This is a genomic window from Deinococcus sp. AB2017081 (genome assembly GCF_034440735.1).
In the GTDB taxonomy this organism is placed as follows: Bacteria; Deinococcota; Deinococci; order Deinococcales; family Deinococcaceae; genus Deinococcus; species Deinococcus rufus.
This window is the reverse complement of sequence record NZ_CP140098.1, coordinates 150385-167271: the sequence shown is the minus strand read 5'-3', so window position 1 is coordinate 167271 and position 16887 is coordinate 150385. Positions and strand designations below refer to the sequence as shown.

Here is a 16887-nt window from a genome sequence, read left to right as displayed (position 1 = left end):
CTTGTTCGCGGGGGTGGTGGGGGACGCGGGCGGGCGCGGCGGTGGAGGGGAGACTCACTTGCCGTCTCCCAGGGTCTCGTCAACGGTCAGATCGAGGCGCAGGTACGCGCCCTGACGGGTGTACGCGCTCCCCAGGCCGTCGAAGCCGGCGGGGTTGTAGCCGGCGGTCAGCCACGTGCCGGGCAGGACGCGCACGCTGCCTTCCAGGCCGTAGCCGTACTGGGTGGTGCCGCTGCCGGGCTGCGTGAGCAGGCGGCCCCACGCGCCCACACCGAAGCGCTCACCGAAGTAGTACGTGCCGCCCAGGCCGAGCTGCGCGGTGAAGCTGCCAGGGTCGTTCAGCAGGGTGCGGGTATCCAGACCCCCGCGCACCGCCCACTGCGGCTGACGGTACTCGGCGGCCAGGATGCTGCTGAATTCGGGGGCATTGCCCGCCAGCGTGCCGGTCACGTAGCGCACCGTGCCCAGCGAGTTGAACGCCGAGGCGCGGTAGGCATAGCCCAGGGCGGCCCGCTGGCCGTTCTTGCCCGCGCCGAACTCCACCAGACCGTCGGCGGTCAGGGTGAGCTGGTCGCTGAGCTGCCCACTGACACCGGCGCGGAGCACCACACCGAAGCCCTTGCTCCCTGCCGTCACGTCGGTGCCGGCGGCGGCGGTCACGCGGTCCGTCTTGTAGGTCAGGTCGGCCCCGGCCCCCAGTTCGGACTGGGCGGCCGCCACGTCGTACAGGGCATTGCCGCGCAGACCCACGGTCACCTGCTCGCCCAGCGGCAGCGTCGTGTTGACGCCGAAGCGGGCGCGGTTGCCCTGCCCGCCGCTCCCCGGCAGGTCGTAGGTGGCCGTGTAGTTGGTGTTTCCCACGCGGTTGTCCACGCTCAGCGAGGCCCGCTGGCCGGTGTTCCAGTTGATCTCGTCGCGCACGCTGACACTCAGGGCGTCGGACAGGGCATAGCGGGCCGAGACGGTGGTGGTGGGATCGAGGGTTCCGCCCCCCAGCGGCTGGCTGTGCGTCACGTCCACATCCACCGGTGCCCGGTGATACCCCACCCCCACCACCGCCGCCACGCCCTGCTGATCTCCATACGCCGCCTTGATCCCGGCCCCCACGCTGAAGGGCGCCACCTGATAGTCCGCCCGCGCCGTCACGCTGCCGCCCTGCACCCGCGCCGCGCTGACCGCGCCGCTGTCGTGGTACTCCGCCTGAGCGCTCGCGCTCAGGGCCGGCGTCAGCTTGGTGGTCGCGTCCACGCCCACCGTGAGGCCGGGGGTGAGGGGAGCGAGGCCGGTGTAGGTGGGGGCCTGATAGCGGACGCGGGCGGCGAGGGTGGTGGAGCCGAACTTCGTGCCGGCGTCGAGGGTGGCCTGGAGGCCGTTCGAGTAGGCCAGGAGGCCATCGGCGCGCAGGGTGCCGTCGTCGTAGGTGGCGCGGGCGCCGACGGTGACGGTGTCGTCCAGGCGGACGGCGGCGGCGCCCACCGAGTACTGCCGCGCCGTGTACTTCACCTGCGCGCCGAAGGCGGGATGCCGCTGAGACATGGGATCTGCGAGGCGGTAGCTGGCGAGGACGACGACATCGTTGAGGCTCAGGTCGACCGCGTCCAGCGCCCGCGCGAGCGTGATGATGCCCGTGTTCAGGTCGATCAGGTAGTCCACGTTGCGGCGCAGGGTCGCGCGGCTCAGCTCCTTGCCAGTGGCGCGTTCCAGCGTCACGACCGTCAGCGTCTCGCTGCCGTCGGAGATGCCGCCCTGGCTCAGGCGCAGCAGGCGGGTGCCTTCCGGCGTGAGCCGCTCGTCGGTCACGCGCTCGTCCGGCACCAGCGCCGCGAAGCCCGAGACCTGGACGCTGCCCTTGCTGGACGCGGTCAGGGCGGTCAGCTGCTCGCCCACCGGCAGCACGTCGACCGGTGCCGCGCTGCGGCGGTACGCGGCGCGGAAGCTGGGATGGTCGTAGGCGAAGGCCACGGGATCGATGCCCTGGAGGGGCACACTCTCGGTGGAGCTGTCGCCGGACTGGGCGAAGCGCTTCAGCGGATCGCGGTCGGTCGGCAGGCCGTCCCTGTCGGCGGCGACGTACAGCTTGCCGGCCCCCAGCGGGGTCTCCAGCGACGCGCGGCCCTGCCACGTCACGTCGTCCTGCAGACTCAGGGCGCCGTCCAGGCCCACGGTGGCGCTCAGCATCCCCACGCCCACGCGGCTCGCGTCCGGCCGCACCTCGAAGGTGTAGGTCTTCACGTCCGTGCCCTGGAGCACATCGAGCTTGAGGGTGGTCGGGGTCGCCTGGGGCTGCAGTTCCAGCACGCCCTCGCCGTTCACGAGCCGCACCTGGTAGCCGCTGGTGCCAGGTTCCGCGTCGGGTGTGCGGGGCTCCAGCGAGGGCGCCACCGTCACGCTCGGCTGATCCGTCGGATGGCCGTTGGCATCCAGGGTACGGATCGTGAGTCGCAGCGGGCTGCTGCCGTCGGCGATCAGCGCCGTCGGCGTGACCTCGGTGCGCGCCGTGGCTCCGACCAGCTCCACGCGGACACGGTCCGGGCCGGCGCTCAGGGTATTCGGGCCGGGGTGCAGCAGCACGCCCACATACGTGACGCGCCGGCTGCCGTCGGCGGCGGTGGTGACCTCTCCGATCTGCGTGTCCGGTACGGGCTGCCCGTTCACCTGCAGGGCGGGCACCTCGCCGCGTGCGACCCGGACGGTCACGCTGATGCGGTCGCGGATACGGATCAGACTGCCGTCCAGCGGGGAGGCGATCCGGCCGGCGTTCTCCTGGCGGGTCGGGGCGCTGGTCAGGGGTCTGGCTGCCGCGAGGTCGGCGGTGTCGATCTGGCCGCTCAGCACCTCGCTGCGCTCTCCGGCGAATCGGGCCAGCAGTGCGGGTGAACCGAGCGTGTCGAGCGTTCCCGGATGGCCCACGGTGTAGGAGACCACGCCGCGCTGCGTGTCCGGCGTCTGGGCGGCGTGGCCCGGCACGGCCCAGTACAGCGTGCCGCTCGGCCCACGCAGCGGATCGGGCAGGAGGGCGTCGTTCAGGCGGGCGCTGCCCGGAATGTAGGTCGCGCCGGTGGGCACCCGGTGGGCCACGATCAGCTGGGTGGCCCCGGCGGGCGCGTCGAAGGGCAGCACGATCCGGCTCACGCGGCGCTGGGCCGGGGCCTGGGCCGGAGTGGTCACCACGTTCAGCGTGGCGGCCGTGGTCTGGGGGGCCGCGCAGTCGGGGGTGCGCAGGTCGGCCCGCAGCAGCACCGGGTCGGTGCCGGTCACGCGCGCCCGGTAGCTCAGGGCGCGGGTCTCGCCGGCGGCGAGCGTGCCCGTGAACTGCGGCGTGGTCAGTGGGCTCAGGCCCGGCGCGGCCGTGTCGGTCAGCTCATACGCGGCGGGGCGCTCCGTGAGGTTCGTGACGCGCAGCGTGACGGCCACCTCGCCGCCAGGAATGGCCGTGGGCAGGGGGTCGCGGCTCAGCCGCAGGCTGGCGACGTCCGGCCGCACCGTGACGGTCGCCGTCTCCTCCAGTCCCCACGGGGCCAGACGGGCCCGGATTGCCAGCGGGCCGGGCGCGGTGGCGACGCCGGTGATCCGCAGCTCGCCGGGGGTGGCGGCGCTCAGGACGCCATCGAGCCGCTGCGGACCGGCGATGCTCAGTCCCGGCGCATCCACGTTCAGCGCCAGGGGCAGGTCGCCGCCGAAGTCGGTCTCGGCGCGGGCGGTCACGGTGACGGTGTCGCCCACGCAGACCTCCGGCCGGTCGGTGTGGAGATTCAGCCGCACCTGTGGGCGGATCTGCACGTGCGCCGCTGCTGTGCCGCCGGCGGGCACCGCGACGGCGCTGTGATCCACCGTGACCTCGGCCCCCGGCACCGGCAGCGGGACGACCGGGTAGGTGCCGGCCGCGGCCGGCTGCTCGAAGGTGCCACGAACCGTGACGGGCGTGTCGCCCACGGTGACTTCGGCCTGGGTCGGCTGGCCGCCGCCCGGCAGCAGCAGTTCGGCCGTGACGCGCAGGGTGCCGCTCTGATCCGTGCGGCTCACCACGATCGGCGTGGCGGCCCCCGCGCGGGTCAGGCCGAAACTCACGGTGTTGGAGAACTGCCGCGCCGTGGCCGGCTGGCGCAGCTCCACGGTGTATGTCCCGGCCTGGGCCGGCAGCACCAGGTCGCTGTACGCCAGATCCGCGCTGACCGTCAGCGGGATCACCCGTCCCTGCTCGTCGCGCAGCCGGGCCTCCAGCTCACGGGGGCCGTCGCCGTCGTACACGCGCAGGACGTGGGGCTGCCCGTCGGAGGTGACCTGCACGGCGGGCACGAAGGCGCGCGAGTGGATGTTCACGCTCAGGCGGTCGGCGCTGATCATGGCGCTGACACCGGCCAGGCGCACCGCGAAGGTGTTCTTGGCGTTGCCCTGCGTGGCGGCCACCAGCCGGTACGCGCCGGCGGGCAGCTCCTGATCCAGCAGCGTCTCCCACGCCTGGGCGCCGGGCGTGAAGCGGCGCGTGAGCACGACGGTTCCGTCGCCGCGCAGCAGCGTGAAGGTCGTGGTGACCGGGGTGCGTCCGGCGTCGTACTGCTCGTCGCCGTAGTACGTGGCGCTGCGGTAATCCGACAGATCGACGCGCGGACTGTACAGTTCCAGCCGCACGCGGCCGCTGGCCGGCACGTTCAGGGTCAGGGTCTGGTCGCCGACCGACCACATCAGGCGGTCGCCGACCGAGGTCAGGGGCAGGCTGGTGCTCAGGTTCTGGGCCTCGCTCAGCCCGACAGCGAGCAGGGCCGTCAGGGCAGTCGCGAGGCGTTTCACGACGGAATTCACGATCAGTACCTCCAGCTCATGACCGGATCCGTGGTGGCGGCACCCGGTGCCCCGGCCCACAGGAAGCGGTAGGTGAAGGTGTGTTCACCCGCGATCAGCGTACCGGTGACGGTATTTCGGCCGTCTTGCAGCACGGCGCCCGGCGGCAGCGGATCGTCGAGGTCGACTCCGTCCAGGGCACGGGGCGTGGTGACGCGCAGGGTGACCGCATAGCCGCCGGGCAGCTGGGTCACGGTCTTCTCGATCGTGACGTCGCCGACCAGCAGCGTCGTGTGCCGCAGCACGCTGATGTCGCCGCCCAGCGGTGCGAGCGGGAAGTCCACGCTGGTCAGGCCGCGCACCGGCACGCTGCGGGTGCCGCTCAGGCCGCCGTCGGACGTGAGCTGGAGCGGCGGGTACGGTGTGGTGTGGGGATCCAGCCGCAGCGCGTGGGTGCCGTGCGCGACGTTCAGGAACGAGTAGCGCCCCAGGGGATCGGTCAGCGCCTGTCGCCCGCCGGCCAGCAGGATGCGGGCACGCGGCACGGGCGTGTCGATGGCCGGGTCGAAGCGCCCGTCGCGGTTGCGATCCACGTACACCACGCCCACGATGTCGGCCAGCGGCGCGAACAGCAGCGGACTGAGCTTGATGGTCGCGGTCGCGCGGTTGCTGGCGACCGCCCTGGCGATGCCGCCAGCCCCGGTGCCGCTCACGACGACCGCGTTCACCAGATCACCGCTCGCCTCGGGCGTGACTCTCGTCTGATACGCGATCACGACCGGGCGGCCTGCCGGGAGTTCCGGCAGCGTCCAGCGCAGCGTGCCGCCCGACAGCACCGGATCGACCAGCGGCTGGCCGTCCAGGGTACTCGTACCGGGCACGTAGTCCAGGCCGCGTGCGGGCGTGTCGGTCACGGCCGCCTGCATGATCGCGGTCGTGACCGACTGGTTGGTGATGGTCAGGGTGTACGTCAGGCGGTCGCCGTAGGTCGCCTCCTTCGCGCTGACTGCCTTGACGACCCGCAGCTGCGCCGACCACACGGGCGTGACGGTCTCGTTGCTCGGCACCGGGGTGACCAGTTCGGTGGTCGTCAGGGTAAAGACGTTCTTCAGTCCCTCGCCGTCCACGGCCCGTGGGCTGACGGTGGTGACCAGGGTCAGCGTCCGGGTCTCGCCGGGGGCCAGGGTGCCCAGGGTCCAGGTGGCGGACTGGGCCCCCGGCTGTCCGGTGATCACGCCGCCGGCCGCGGCACTCACCGCAGTCACGTGCGCGGGTACCGGGTCACGCACCACCGCGCCGGTCAGGGCGTGGGCATAGGGATTGCGCACCACCAGGGTGTACGTGACGGTATCGCCCGTGGCGACGCTGCCGCCCTCGGGCACCGCCACGGTCTGACCGCCCTCGTCGACGGTGGTCGCGGCGGCGGACTTGCGCAGTTCCGGCAGCCCCGATTCCACCACGCCCACCAGGTCATGGGTGGTGTTGCTCGTGCCGCGGGCGCCGGCCACCGTGACCAGCGCGTCCAGCGTGCCTGCCTGCGCGGCGTGACACACGCGCACCAGCGTGCTCTGACCGGGCTCCAGGCTGACCGGCAGGGCGAGCGGTTTCCCGGCGGCGTCCAGCAGGGTGGGCGTGGCCGTGCCCTGCGGGTACGTGACCGTGACCGTGAAGTCGTCGCGCACGTCGCCGGTGTTCAGCAGCGTGTGGTCGAAACACACGGGCTGCCCGGCCACCGCGAAGGGCACGCGCTGCGCGTCGGCCGCCGTGCCCTCGGGGGCCTGCGGAGCACCGACGGGGCCGATGGCGACCCCCGGCAGGTAGCGCACGTCCGCACTGGCCGAGCCGCTCGCGCGCTCGCCCCCGGTCTCGGCGGTCGCGGTGTTGGGAATCACGTGGTTCTCGGCCGCTGCGCCGGCCAGCATGCGGAAGGTCAGGGTCGCGGTCGCGTCCGGCGCCAGGGCCGGCAGCCGCACCCGCACGCCGCGCACGGTGGCCGGCTCGGCGGCCGACCACGCGGTGCCGTCGGCGGTGTATTCCAGCGTGCCGACGGTGGTGCGGGCGCTGCCGGCCACGAAGGTCAGCCCCTGCGCCGTCTGGGCGGCCAGCAGGTCCGTCAGGAGCACCTCGCGGCTGGTGCCCTGGCCGCCGTTGCGGGCCGTGACGGTCACAGTCGTCTCGGTGCCGGGCCGCACCAGGGCGGGGGTGAAGGTCTTGGTCACGCCCAGTGCCGGTGGCGGCCCGACCTGCACGGCGCTGACATTGTTCGTGTCGGTGGCCGAACCGTCGGCACAGCTGGCGGTCACGTTCACGTAGGCGTTCCCGGCCCCGGCGCTGCGCGTGGTGTCCACGACCAGCAGCACGCCCGCGCGGGCGTCGGCCGCCAGGGTCACGCTGCTCACCTCGGGCTCCGTGCTGTCGGGCAGACCGTTGCCGTTCGTATCCAGAACCACACGGATGGCGGGGGTCAGGGTGCTGGCGGCATCGACCACGCCCTGCACGGGAAAGGTGCCGGGCGTATTCCCGGTGTTCACGACCGTGTAGGGGAACACCGCCCGCTCGCCGGGAAGCAGGGTGGCCCGCTGACCCGGCTGCGCCACCGTGCCGTCCGGCGTCACACTGACGGAACACACCGCCTGCACGACCGTGCTGATGGTGTTCGAGGCGGTTTCCTGGAGATCCTGCGGGTTCGGCGTACCGAACAGGGCAGACGCCCGGTTGGTGATGACCGTGCCAGCCGGCGTACCGGCCGCACCCGCCACGCCGGCCATGACCAGCACACTGACCAGCGCGGTTCGGAGGGAGGGTGGACGGGATAGCTTCACAGGGGCGCTCCTAGGGATCAGGGCAGGGTCGGGAGTGATCGCGCTGCCGCAGGGCGAGGGAGTGAGACGAGAGCACCAGGACGGACACGCAAAAAGGGCGCAGGGAAAAAGGGATTCTGGTGTTATGAAGACCCGGCACGCCCTCGTGGTGCGGCGTGCCGGGCGAGGAGGCTTACTGGACGGTCACCACGAAATCGACGCTCAGGGTGGCACCGGGGGCAAGGTTGTCCGGGAGGTTGTTGTTGTCGGCGTCCGGCGCGACGTCGATCACCGTGCCGGCCGGGAGGTTGGCTGCGGGGGCCGTGGCCGACCACGTCCCGGTGTTGCCGCCGATGCGGTAGATGGTCTTGGTGGGCAGCGGGGTGATCGCCACGCTGGTGAACGCGGTGTTCGCCGGCACGGTGTCACGCACGAACAGCGGCACCGGGGTGTTGTAGTTGTTCTTGGCGATGATCCGGTAGCTGATGGTCTCGGCAGGCTTGGCCCCGTTCTGGCCGGTCGCGGTGTAGCCGGCCGGGTTGTTGATGCCGTACATGGGATCGCTGCCGGCCGCGACGCCCGCCTTGGCGGCGAACTTGGCGACGGCCACGCTGCCGGTCGGGCTGACCCGGACGATGTCGTTGGTGTCGCTCACGGTGGTCGAGCTGTAGTTCGAGACGGCGGTCTGGCTCACGGTGTAGTCGCCGGTGCCGGTGCCGGCGGGCGTCTGCACGACCGCGACCGCCTTGTACTCGGTGCCGGGGGCCATGACCGGGGTGATGAACTTGTTGTAGTCCGGGCTCAGGGGATCGCTGCTCAGGCGGGGCAGCGGGGTCACGCCGTCGGTGGCGTAGTACAGCACCGGCACGGTGGTGAGCGCGCCCGTCACGGCGTCCGTGAAGGTCACGCTGCCGCTCAGGGTGTAGGAGTCGTTGTACTGGCCGTTGTTCACGGCGTCTACGGGGAAGACCGCCGTGTTGTCGGTCGTGACGGCGCTCGAGCCGTCGCTGGCCGCACCACTGGGGTTCACGACCTGCACCGGGGCCAGGGTGGCGTCTGCGCCCTGTGCGGCAGTGCTGTCGCCGAACTGCGTGGCCGGCGGCAGGATGGTGTTGGTCGCCGTGTTGTTCGAGGTCGTGTCCGCGTCGCTCAGCGAGTCCGCGCCGACCGGGATGCTGTACTGGGGCACGGCGGCCGAGTCGTCCGAGTCGGGGAAGGTGACTTCCGTGCGGTACACGGCGGTGCTGTTGTTCGGCACAGTCAGCGTGGGGTACTGGGCCACGGTCGGGTTGGCGGGGTCGGTCGAGGCCAGGATGACCGCGCCGGTCACGGGATCCAGGAAGCGCACCGTGACGCCGGTGGTCGCGTTGACGAACTCGCCGGTGGCGGGATTGTAGGTATACGCCGGATCCGGCGTGCCGTCGGCCAGGGCGGGGAACAGCTGCACCTTGTCGGACAGGCCGCCGGTATTCGTCACCGAGTTCGTGAACACGACCGTGTCGGGTGTGCTGTTGGTGTCGGCCTTGGGATACGCGACCTGCTCGTCGGCCGAGACCTGTGCAATCGGCGTGCCGCCCGGCGTGGGATCACCGGTCACGGGCGTGGGGTTGGTATAGCCGGACGTGCTGATCACGGGGGTGGCGTCGCCGGGCGTGCCGACGACCTGGGTCGGCACGAGCACCGGCACGATCGTCGGAACCGCCGCCGGATCCGTGATGGGGTTCCCGGCCGAGTCGACCGGTGTGGTGACCGCGCCGTTGGGATTGTTGTCCAGCACCGGGAGGTACACCTCGGCGCGCATGAACTGCAGGTCGGTGCCGGCGGTCTTGTCCTCTTCGGTGGCGGTCGCACCACTGGCGTAGCCGTTGCCAGGGGTGGTCAGCGGGTCGGCACCCTGCGTGCCGGTGACGGTGGCGACCGGGGACGCCCCGAAGACCTTGGTGGAATCGATCTGTGCCGGATCCGTCGGCAGGGTGACCACCTGGATGATCTTGACCAGACCCTCGTCGTTCTCGACGGCCGGCGTGGCCGGGTTGTCCACGGTGGCGGGATCGTCGGCCGGTACCGTCACCGTGCCGGTGGTGATCTCGGCGCCACGGCTGCCGTCCGGGTTGGCCAGGTAGTACTTCACGGTCGCGCCGGGCGCGCTGCCGGTCGTGTCGGCGCTGAGGTTCAGGGTCAGCGCGACGTTGCCGTTGTTCACCAGCGAGTACGGCGTGGAGATCTGCTGCCCCGGCACCGCACCGGTCGTGACGACCGTGGTCGTGGCCAGGGCGTTCTGCGTGCCGCCGTCGGTGGTGCCGCCCGTGAACGTCACGTCGAAGCCGGGCTTGGGCAGCACGACCGTGGACACCGTGTTCGACGGCATGCTCACGGTGGTGGCCGTGTTGGTGGGATCCGGATACTCGGCACTGGCCGTGTTGGTGATCGTGGTGCCGGCGAGGGTGCCCTCGGCGCTGGCAGTGCCGGCGGCCAGGGCGACCATCAGAACGAGGATGTGCGGGGCTTTTTGCATGAATGTCCTCCGGAGCGTGGAGAGAATGGGGTGTAAGGAGGGCCTCCCCGCCGCATGGCGGGAAGACGGAAGGTTGCGCTGTGGACGCGCCGCGCCTACTTCACCTGGATTCGGTAGCCGAGCTTCATGGTCTGTCCGGCACCCAGTTCACTGACGAACCAGCGCACAGCCGTGTACTCGTTGGGCTTGACCTCCACTTCCCTCGTCACGCTCCTGCCGTTCTCGGTGACCGTCACCGTTTTCTTCATCGGCGCAGCGGCGAAAGATTTTCCACCGTCGATGGAGTACTCCGTCCGGGTCACTGCCATGCTGGCCTCGGGTGCCACGTACACGGTGTTCTTGGGCACCGGCAGGGTCACCGGGATGTTCTTGACCGCCGTGTTGCCCGTGTTGCGTACCGTGACCACCTGACTCAGCAGGTCACCCGGCAGGACATTGCCGGGATTGGCCGTGAGGCGCTCGGTCACCTTCCCGTCGACGGTCACGCTCTTCACGGCGAAGAGTGTGAGGGTCAGGGCGATCGGGCTGGCCGTCTGGGCCAGCACCGTCCCAGTCCCGAGGGTGATCAACAGCGCAGAGGTAAGGGGTTTCATGGCGGTCTCCTTCTGTGGGCAACGCAGGGAACGACGATCGACATGGCGGTTCCAGGGCAGCCCTGGAACGTGAAGGCAGGTTAATCAAGTGGTTCTTACCGCCTGCTTACGGCTGAGCGCCACGCTGTGATGTTTTGCGTGCAGGACGACGAGTTCCACTGGATGGCAGGTCATTCTTCACGGTAGAGGGCGGTGCGGGGGCGCGCAGGCAGCGCGGCATCCCGGCCGCCCGCGCATCCTGCAGAAGGCCGCAGCCGCCCCCGGCCGGCCGAAGCCCACGAGCAGGAGGGCTGTGGAGCAGCGTGTTCACGCTGGACTCGACCGCGGCCGCCGCGCCATCGGCAGTTCCGGGGTCTGTATGGTTGACCCACAGGGGCCAGCCGGCCCTGCGGATTGAGGCTCGCACCCCGTCCGTGACCTCGCGGACTGGACACACCGCCGGGGCGCGTCAGTTCAGCGGCGGAATCTCGTTGTCCGGCTGGGCCGAGGGATCCGTGGGGAGGGCCTCGGGCGGCAGGGGATCTTGCAGGGGATCGGTGACCAGCCCCGGATCGGTGGCCGTGCCCGTGTCCCCGCTGTCCGGCTGTGCAGGCACAGGATCCGTAGGGAGGGCCTCGGGCGGGGCCGCGTCGATCAGCCCGGCTCCGTCCGTGTCGGCGCCGCTGTCCTGGGGAGGCACCTGATCCGCCGGGGGAGCCGTGTCGATCAGGCCGGGTTCGGGCACGGGATCGACGGTCGGTGCCTCCTCCGGTGTGATGACTGCCGGCTCCTGCGTCACCGGTTCCGGTTCCGGGGTGACCGACTCCTGCACCGGCTCGGGCGCGGGCTCGGGAGTAGGGGCCGGCACGGGCGTGCGGCGGCGCGTGAAGAAGCCGCCCCCCTGTCCACTGCCGTCCCGCGCCACCGGATCCTGATCCGCCTCGGACACGCGGAAGGCCATGTCCACCCGGCGCACGGTGCGGTACGTGATTCCGGCCGGCTCCTGAAAGGTTGTGGCGGCCTGCCCCTGGAGGGCACCCGCGACCGCCTGCTGCCACACGGGGGTGGGCACCTCGCCGCTGTACGCCCAGGGGGGCAGCGCCCCGCCCGCCTGCTTGCCGACCCACACCGCGCCCGCGACGGTCGGCGTGACCCCGGCGAACCACAGATCCTTGATGTCGTTGGTGGTGCCGGTCTTGCCGCCCACCGGCCAGCCGGGGATCAGGGCGCGGGTCGCCAGCCCGCCCTGCGACTCGCTCAGGTCGTTCACGACGCCGCGCAGCATGTCCAGCCCCAGCCACGCGGTCTGGGCGTCCCACACGCGCTTCGGCGTGGGCGCGGGGCGGGCGTACAGCACCTGCCCCCGGCTGTCCTCGACCCGGCGCACCACGCTGGGCGCGTAGTACAGCCCGCCGTTGGCGAACGCCGCATACGCCGACGCCATCTGGAGCGGGCTGGCCTCCAGCGTCCCGATGGTCAGCGACAGGCCGCCCTCGGCCGGGGGGGTCAGGCCCAGGTCGCGCAGCTTGGCCTCGAAGGTTGGCACGCCCAGTTCCTGCCCGATCCGCACGGTGGGCAGGTTCAGCGAGTGATCCAGCGAGTAGCGCATGGTCACGTAGCGCCCGGTCCAGCGGCCGTCGTAGTTCTGCGGCTGGTAGTCGCCGCTCAGGGGCGAGTCCAGCACCGTGTCGCTCTGTTTCCAGCCCTTCTGGAGCGCCAGCGTATACAGCAGCGGCTTGATCGAGCTCCCCACCTGCCGGCGGGCCTGGGTGGCGTTGTCCCAGTCGCTGGCCCGGCCGCCCGTGAGCTTCTGGCCCACCAGCGCCATGACCTCGCCGTTCTGCGGGCTGACCAGCGCGATGCCCAGGGTGGCCCCGTCGGGCACCTGTGCGTCCAGGCTGGCCTGCTCGGCGGCCTGCTGCGCGGCCACGCTCATGCCGGTCACGATCCGCCCGCCCCCGTACAGCGCCTTGCGCCCGATCAGGGGCATCAGTTCCTTCTCGACCGCCTGGAGGTAGTGCTGGTACGCATAGCGCGGCGTGTCCTGCGCCTCGAACAGGTTGATGTTCTCCTGCAGCCGGCCGGGCCGCTCCAGTACCGCCGAGCGGATCGTGCCGTCGGTGTTCCAGCCGATGCGCCACCCGGCCGGATAGATCGGGGTCTTCCACGCCTCGTTGGCCTGCGCCTGCGTGACCCGGCCGTCCTCGACCATGCGCGAGAGCAGGTCCTTCATCAGGGGCCGGTACGCCTGGAAGTCCTTGTAGCGGCGGTTCGGCGCGGGAATGATGGTCGCCAGATACACGCTCTCGGCGAGGTTCAGCTCCGAGGCGTCCTTGCGGAAATAGGCGTGGGCAGCCGTGCCGGCCCCGATGATGTCGCTGCGGCCACCATCGCCCCAGTACACGATGTTCAGGTAGGCGTTGAGGATCTTCTGCTTGTCGTAGTTGCGGTCGAGCTGGTACGCCAGCACGGCCTCCTTGAACTTGCGCTCCGGCGTGCGGGCGCCCTGGAGATCCGAGAGCAGCGTGTTCTTCACCACCTGCTGGGTGATCGAGCTGCCACCCTCCAGATCGTTGCGCAGCAGGCCCTTGAGGAGGCCGCGCGTGATCCCGATGTAGTCCACGCCGTGGTGCTCAAAGAAGCGCCGGTCTTCACTGGTGATCACGGCCTTCTGGAGCGGCGCGGCGATCCGCGACAGCGGCACCAGGTTGCGGTTCACGCCCCCCGCCGAGTCCAGGCTGGGCGTCAGGGTGCCGATCAAGGTGCCGGTGCGGTCGTATACGCGGGTCTTGCCGCTGAACTCCAGCACGTCCAGATCGGACACGCTGGGCAGGTCACGGCCCCACGCGTACCACATGCCACCCACGCCGCCCACCGCGACCATGAGCAGGGCACCCAGACCGGTCAGCCACTTCACGCCTGCCACTCTACCGGGCCGGGATGTGAGCCGTCCGGATGGACGTTACCCTGGCCGGGCCGCTGTTCGGTGCAGTACCACACCCCGCCAGTGTGCCGGACACGCCGCGCCGGCAGCGTCCACCGGAAGCATGATGGGCGGATATAGACGGGCTAGCATGGCATCTGAGACGCCCATGCCCACGCCTGACGCCACCACCGACGCCCTGCTGCGTCCCATCCTCCGCCTGAGCGGCCAGGCCGTGGCCGACTACACCATGATCGAGGCCGGCGACCACGTCATGGTCTGCGTGTCGGGCGGCAAGGACAGTTACACGCTGCTGGACGTGCTGCTGCACCTGCAACGCGCCGCGCCGATCAAGTTTCGCGTGACCGCCGTGAACCTCGACCAGGGCCAGCCGGGCTTTCCCACGGACGTGCTGCCGCGCTACCTGTCGGAGCTGGGCGTGGCGCACGAGATCATCCGCCAGGACACGTATTCGGTCGTGAAGGCGAAGGTGCCGCAGGGCAAGACCACGTGCTCGCTGTGCAGCCGCCTGCGCCGGGGGGCGCTGTATGCCCACGCCCGGCGGATCGGGGCCACCAAGATCGCGCTGGGCCACCACCGCGAGGACATCCTGGAGACCTTCTTCCTGAACCTGTTCCACGGGGCACGCCTGAAGGCCATGCCACCGAAACTCCGCAGCGACGACGGCGCGAACGTGGTCATCCGCCCGCTGGCCTACGTGCCCGAGGCCGACATCGCGGCCTACGCCCAGGCCCGCGCGTTCCCGATCATTCCCTGCGACCTGTGCGGCTCGCAGCCCAACCTCCAGCGCGAGGTCGTGGGTCACATGCTGGCCGCGTGGGAACGCGAGCACCCCGGCCGCTCGAACACCATGCTCCGCGCCCTGGGCACCGTGGAACCCAGCCACCTGCTCGACCGCGTCCTGCACGACTTCGCCGGTTCCAGCGAGCCGAACGAAAACGACCTGATGGCCGGACTTCAGGAACTGCCGATGCTGGGGTAGCGGGGCGCCCCCGATCCGTCAGACCAGACTCACGCGATTCCAAGGCATGCCGTGGACAGATCGGCATCCCTTTCCATCGCGCCAGTCCGGTCTGCATCTCATGCTCGCTCCGCTCGGGTTCGCCTTCGGCTCACCTGAGTTTGGTATCAGTCGTAGTACTCCGGCAGCAGCTTCAGCCCGTTCCACTGGGCCTCGTCGTGCCCGAAGATGACCAGCGCGGCCCGTTCCCGCTCGGCCAGATCGAGCAGTTTGATGGTGCTGGCGCGGATCGCCTCGGCGTCTGGGGTGCCCGCGCCGTCCTGGGGGTCGCGGGTGAAGCCGCTGGCAAACGGCACCGCGTCGATGGTCAGCAGTACGGTACCCGTCCTGGGCAGCCGCACCAGCACCGACTGGTGCCCCGGCACATGCCCGCTCGTCTCGACCAGGGTCAGCCCCGGCAGCAGTTCCGTATCGCCGTCCACCAGCTGGAGCCGCTCGGCGGGCTGATCCCACTGGGGCCGGATGGCCGCGTAACGCGGGTTGCTCGCCGCGTCCAGGTGGTGAGCCCGCTGGACGACATACTGCGCCCGCGTAAAGGCGGCGTGCTGGCCCGCGTGGTCGATGTCGTAGTGCGTCGAGACCACCACGTCGATGTCGTCAGGGCTGAGGCCGATGAGCGCCAGTTGCTCTACGGCATCCTGCCCATTCTCGAACTCACTCGCCTCCTCGGGAATGACCTCTGGCAGACCGGTGTCGATCAGGATGTTTCGGCCATCCTGCGTCTGCATCAGCGCACAGACGATCGGAATGCGGTACTCGGGCATGACGCCCACCTGCATCAGATAGAGACGCTGCACGGCGGTCTGGTTCATGGCTCCCCCTGGCATCGACTGTAGTGATTCAGCTGCGCCCGACCGTCGCCGTTCCCAGTCCCAGCGCGACGTAGATGCCGCCCGTGACGTACTTCTGCCGCCGGGCGAACACCCGGTTGCCGCGCAGGCGCTGGCCCACGCTGCCCGCCAGCAGGGCATACGTGGAGTCGGTGACCGTCGCCAGGGCCAGGAACACCAGCCCCAGGGTCATGGTCTGTACCCACACCGGGCCATGCGCCGGGTGGACGAACTGCGGCAGGAAGGCCAGGAAGAACATGGCCGTCTTGGGATTCAGGGCGTTCACGGTGGCTCCCTGCCAGTAGATCCGGGACAGCGGCTGCGCGGGCGGCAGGGCCACGTCTGCGACCTCGTCCCGCGCCAGCAGGGTACGGATGCCGATATAGATGAGGTATGCCGCGCCCGCGAACTTCAGGACGCTGAACAGCAGCGCCGACGACAGCACCAGCGCCGACACGCCCACGGTGGCTGCCAAGACGTGCACCAGCCCGCCCGTCTGGACGCCCAGCGCCGACACCAGCCCTGCCCGCCGCCCCTGCTGCATGCTGCGGGCGACGATGTACAGCACGCTGGGGCCAGGAATGAGCAGCAGCGCCAGGGCAGCGGCGGCAAAGGTCAGCATGGGGGGCCTCCGGCCCGCAGAGGGCTGACAGCAGAGAGCAGAGGGCCAGGAGATGATTCAGCAGTCTGCCCTCTGCTCTCTGCCATCAGCTCACTTCTCCTCGTCCGGGTACACCTTCAGTTCGGTCATGTGGGCGCGATCCGGACGGGTCAGGGCGTGGGCAACCGACTTGGCGAGGCCGCGCGGATCGATCATGGTCTCCCACTTCAGGCCGTCGTCGCGGTTGGCGGGCGTGTCGATGGCCCCCATGGGATACAGCACCATGCCGCGCACCCCCTTGGCCTTCAGCTCGTCGTGCAGGCTCAGGATGTACGCGCTCAGGGCGGCCTTGCTGGCGGTGTACAGCGCCGCCTTGGGGCCACTCATGCGGGCGGCCTGCCCGGCACTGACGCCCAGGATCAGGCCGTCCTTGGTCTTGAGCATGTGCGGCAGCACGCCCTGCACGGCGTGGAACAGCGACAGCATGTTGGCGTCGAACATCTTCCGGTAGTCGGCCGTGGTGGCCTTCTGCGCGTCCTGCATGGAGAACGCGCCGACGGTGTGTACCAGGACATCCACCTTGACCCTGCGGAGTTCCTCGACGCTGCTGTCCTGCGTGAGATCGACGTCGATGACCTCGGTGGCGGGAAAGCGGTCGGCGGCGCGGGCCAGGGAGTCGCCGTGCCCGACGAGCACCATCTGGGCACCGGCGTCTTCGAGTTCCTGCGCGATGGCGGTCGCCAGGGCACCGCCGGCACCGGTGAGCATGACTGTGGAGGAGCCGAGGTTCGCCATACCTACAGCGTAACGGGGCGCACGCTTCA

Annotated in this window: 9 protein-coding genes; 1 reads left to right on the top strand and 8 read right to left on the bottom strand. The window is 70.6% G+C overall.

From position 1 onward, the window contains the following. Positions 1-54 precede the first annotated feature (54 nt). The 5 genes from U2P90_RS00810 to U2P90_RS00790 all read right to left on the bottom strand — a co-directional run bounded on the left by U2P90_RS00810 (position 55) and on the right by U2P90_RS00790 (position 13584). On the bottom strand, positions 55-4800 hold the full coding sequence (locus tag U2P90_RS00810; RefSeq protein ID WP_322473368.1) for a DUF11 domain-containing protein: 4746 nt from the start codon (positions 4798-4800) through the stop codon (positions 55-57). Between the two features lie 2 nt (positions 4801-4802). Further along, the gene (locus tag U2P90_RS00805; RefSeq protein WP_322473367.1) at positions 4803-7601 is read right to left on the bottom strand and encodes a DUF11 domain-containing protein; all 2799 of its coding nucleotides are present in this window, start codon (positions 7599-7601) and stop codon (positions 4803-4805) included. Positions 7602-7773: 172 nt separating this feature from the next. Continuing rightward, positions 7774-10095, bottom strand: coding sequence for a hypothetical protein (locus U2P90_RS00800; RefSeq protein WP_322473366.1), 2322 nt, complete (start codon positions 10093-10095; stop codon positions 7774-7776). A 95-nt stretch (positions 10096-10190) separates the two neighbouring features. Beyond that, a complete protein-coding gene (locus U2P90_RS00795) occupies positions 10191-10688 on the bottom strand; it encodes a hypothetical protein (protein ID WP_322473365.1) in 498 nt (165 codons plus the stop codon). A 448-nt stretch (positions 10689-11136) separates the two neighbouring features. Then, positions 11137-13584 carry a transglycosylase domain-containing protein gene (locus U2P90_RS00790; protein ID WP_322473364.1) on the bottom strand — a complete coding sequence of 816 codons (2448 nt, stop codon included), beginning with the start codon at positions 13582-13584 and terminating at the stop codon, positions 11137-11139. Between the two features lie 175 nt (positions 13585-13759). Here U2P90_RS00790 and ttcA point away from each other — a divergent pair, with 175 nt between their 5' ends. After that, positions 13760-14593: a tRNA 2-thiocytidine(32) synthetase TtcA gene (gene ttcA, locus U2P90_RS00785; protein ID WP_322473363.1), complete on the top strand. Its 834-nt coding sequence runs from the start codon at positions 13760-13762 to the stop codon at positions 14591-14593. Between the two features lie 146 nt (positions 14594-14739). Here ttcA and U2P90_RS00780 read toward each other — a convergent pair whose 3' ends face one another. The 3 genes from U2P90_RS00780 to U2P90_RS00770 all read right to left on the bottom strand — a co-directional run bounded on the left by U2P90_RS00780 (position 14740) and on the right by U2P90_RS00770 (position 16858). Further along, positions 14740-15444, bottom strand: a complete 705-nt coding sequence (locus tag U2P90_RS00780; protein WP_322473362.1) for an N-acyl homoserine lactonase family protein — start codon at positions 15442-15444, stop codon at positions 14740-14742. Positions 15445-15472: 28 nt separating this feature from the next. Beyond that, the gene (locus tag U2P90_RS00775; RefSeq protein WP_322473361.1) at positions 15473-16084 is read right to left on the bottom strand and encodes a LysE family translocator; all 612 of its coding nucleotides are present in this window, start codon (positions 16082-16084) and stop codon (positions 15473-15475) included. Positions 16085-16174: 90 nt separating this feature from the next. Continuing rightward, a complete protein-coding gene (locus tag U2P90_RS00770) occupies positions 16175-16858 on the bottom strand; it encodes an SDR family oxidoreductase (RefSeq protein WP_295817899.1) in 684 nt (227 codons plus the stop codon). Between the last annotated feature and the right edge of the window lie 29 nt (positions 16859-16887).

Excerpts from the sequence above, each read along its gene's own strand:
- U2P90_RS00770 (WP_295817899.1), bottom strand. The coding sequence starts at position 16,858 with ATGGCGAACCTCGGCTCCTCCACAGTCATGCTCACCGGTGCCGGCGGT.
- U2P90_RS00800 (WP_322473366.1), bottom strand. The coding sequence starts at position 10,095 with ATGCAAAAAGCCCCGCACATCCTCGTTCTGATGGTCGCCCTGGCCGCC.
- ttcA (WP_322473363.1), top strand. The coding sequence starts at position 13,760 with ATGCCCACGCCTGACGCCACCACCGACGCCCTGCTGCGTCCCATCCTC.
- U2P90_RS00795 (WP_322473365.1), bottom strand. The coding sequence starts at position 10,688 with ATGAAACCCCTTACCTCTGCGCTGTTGATCACCCTCGGGACTGGGACG.
- U2P90_RS00775 (WP_322473361.1), bottom strand. The coding sequence starts at position 16,084 with ATGCTGACCTTTGCCGCCGCTGCCCTGGCGCTGCTGCTCATTCCTGGC.
- U2P90_RS00780 (WP_322473362.1), bottom strand. The coding sequence starts at position 15,444 with ATGAACCAGACCGCCGTGCAGCGTCTCTATCTGATGCAGGTGGGCGTC.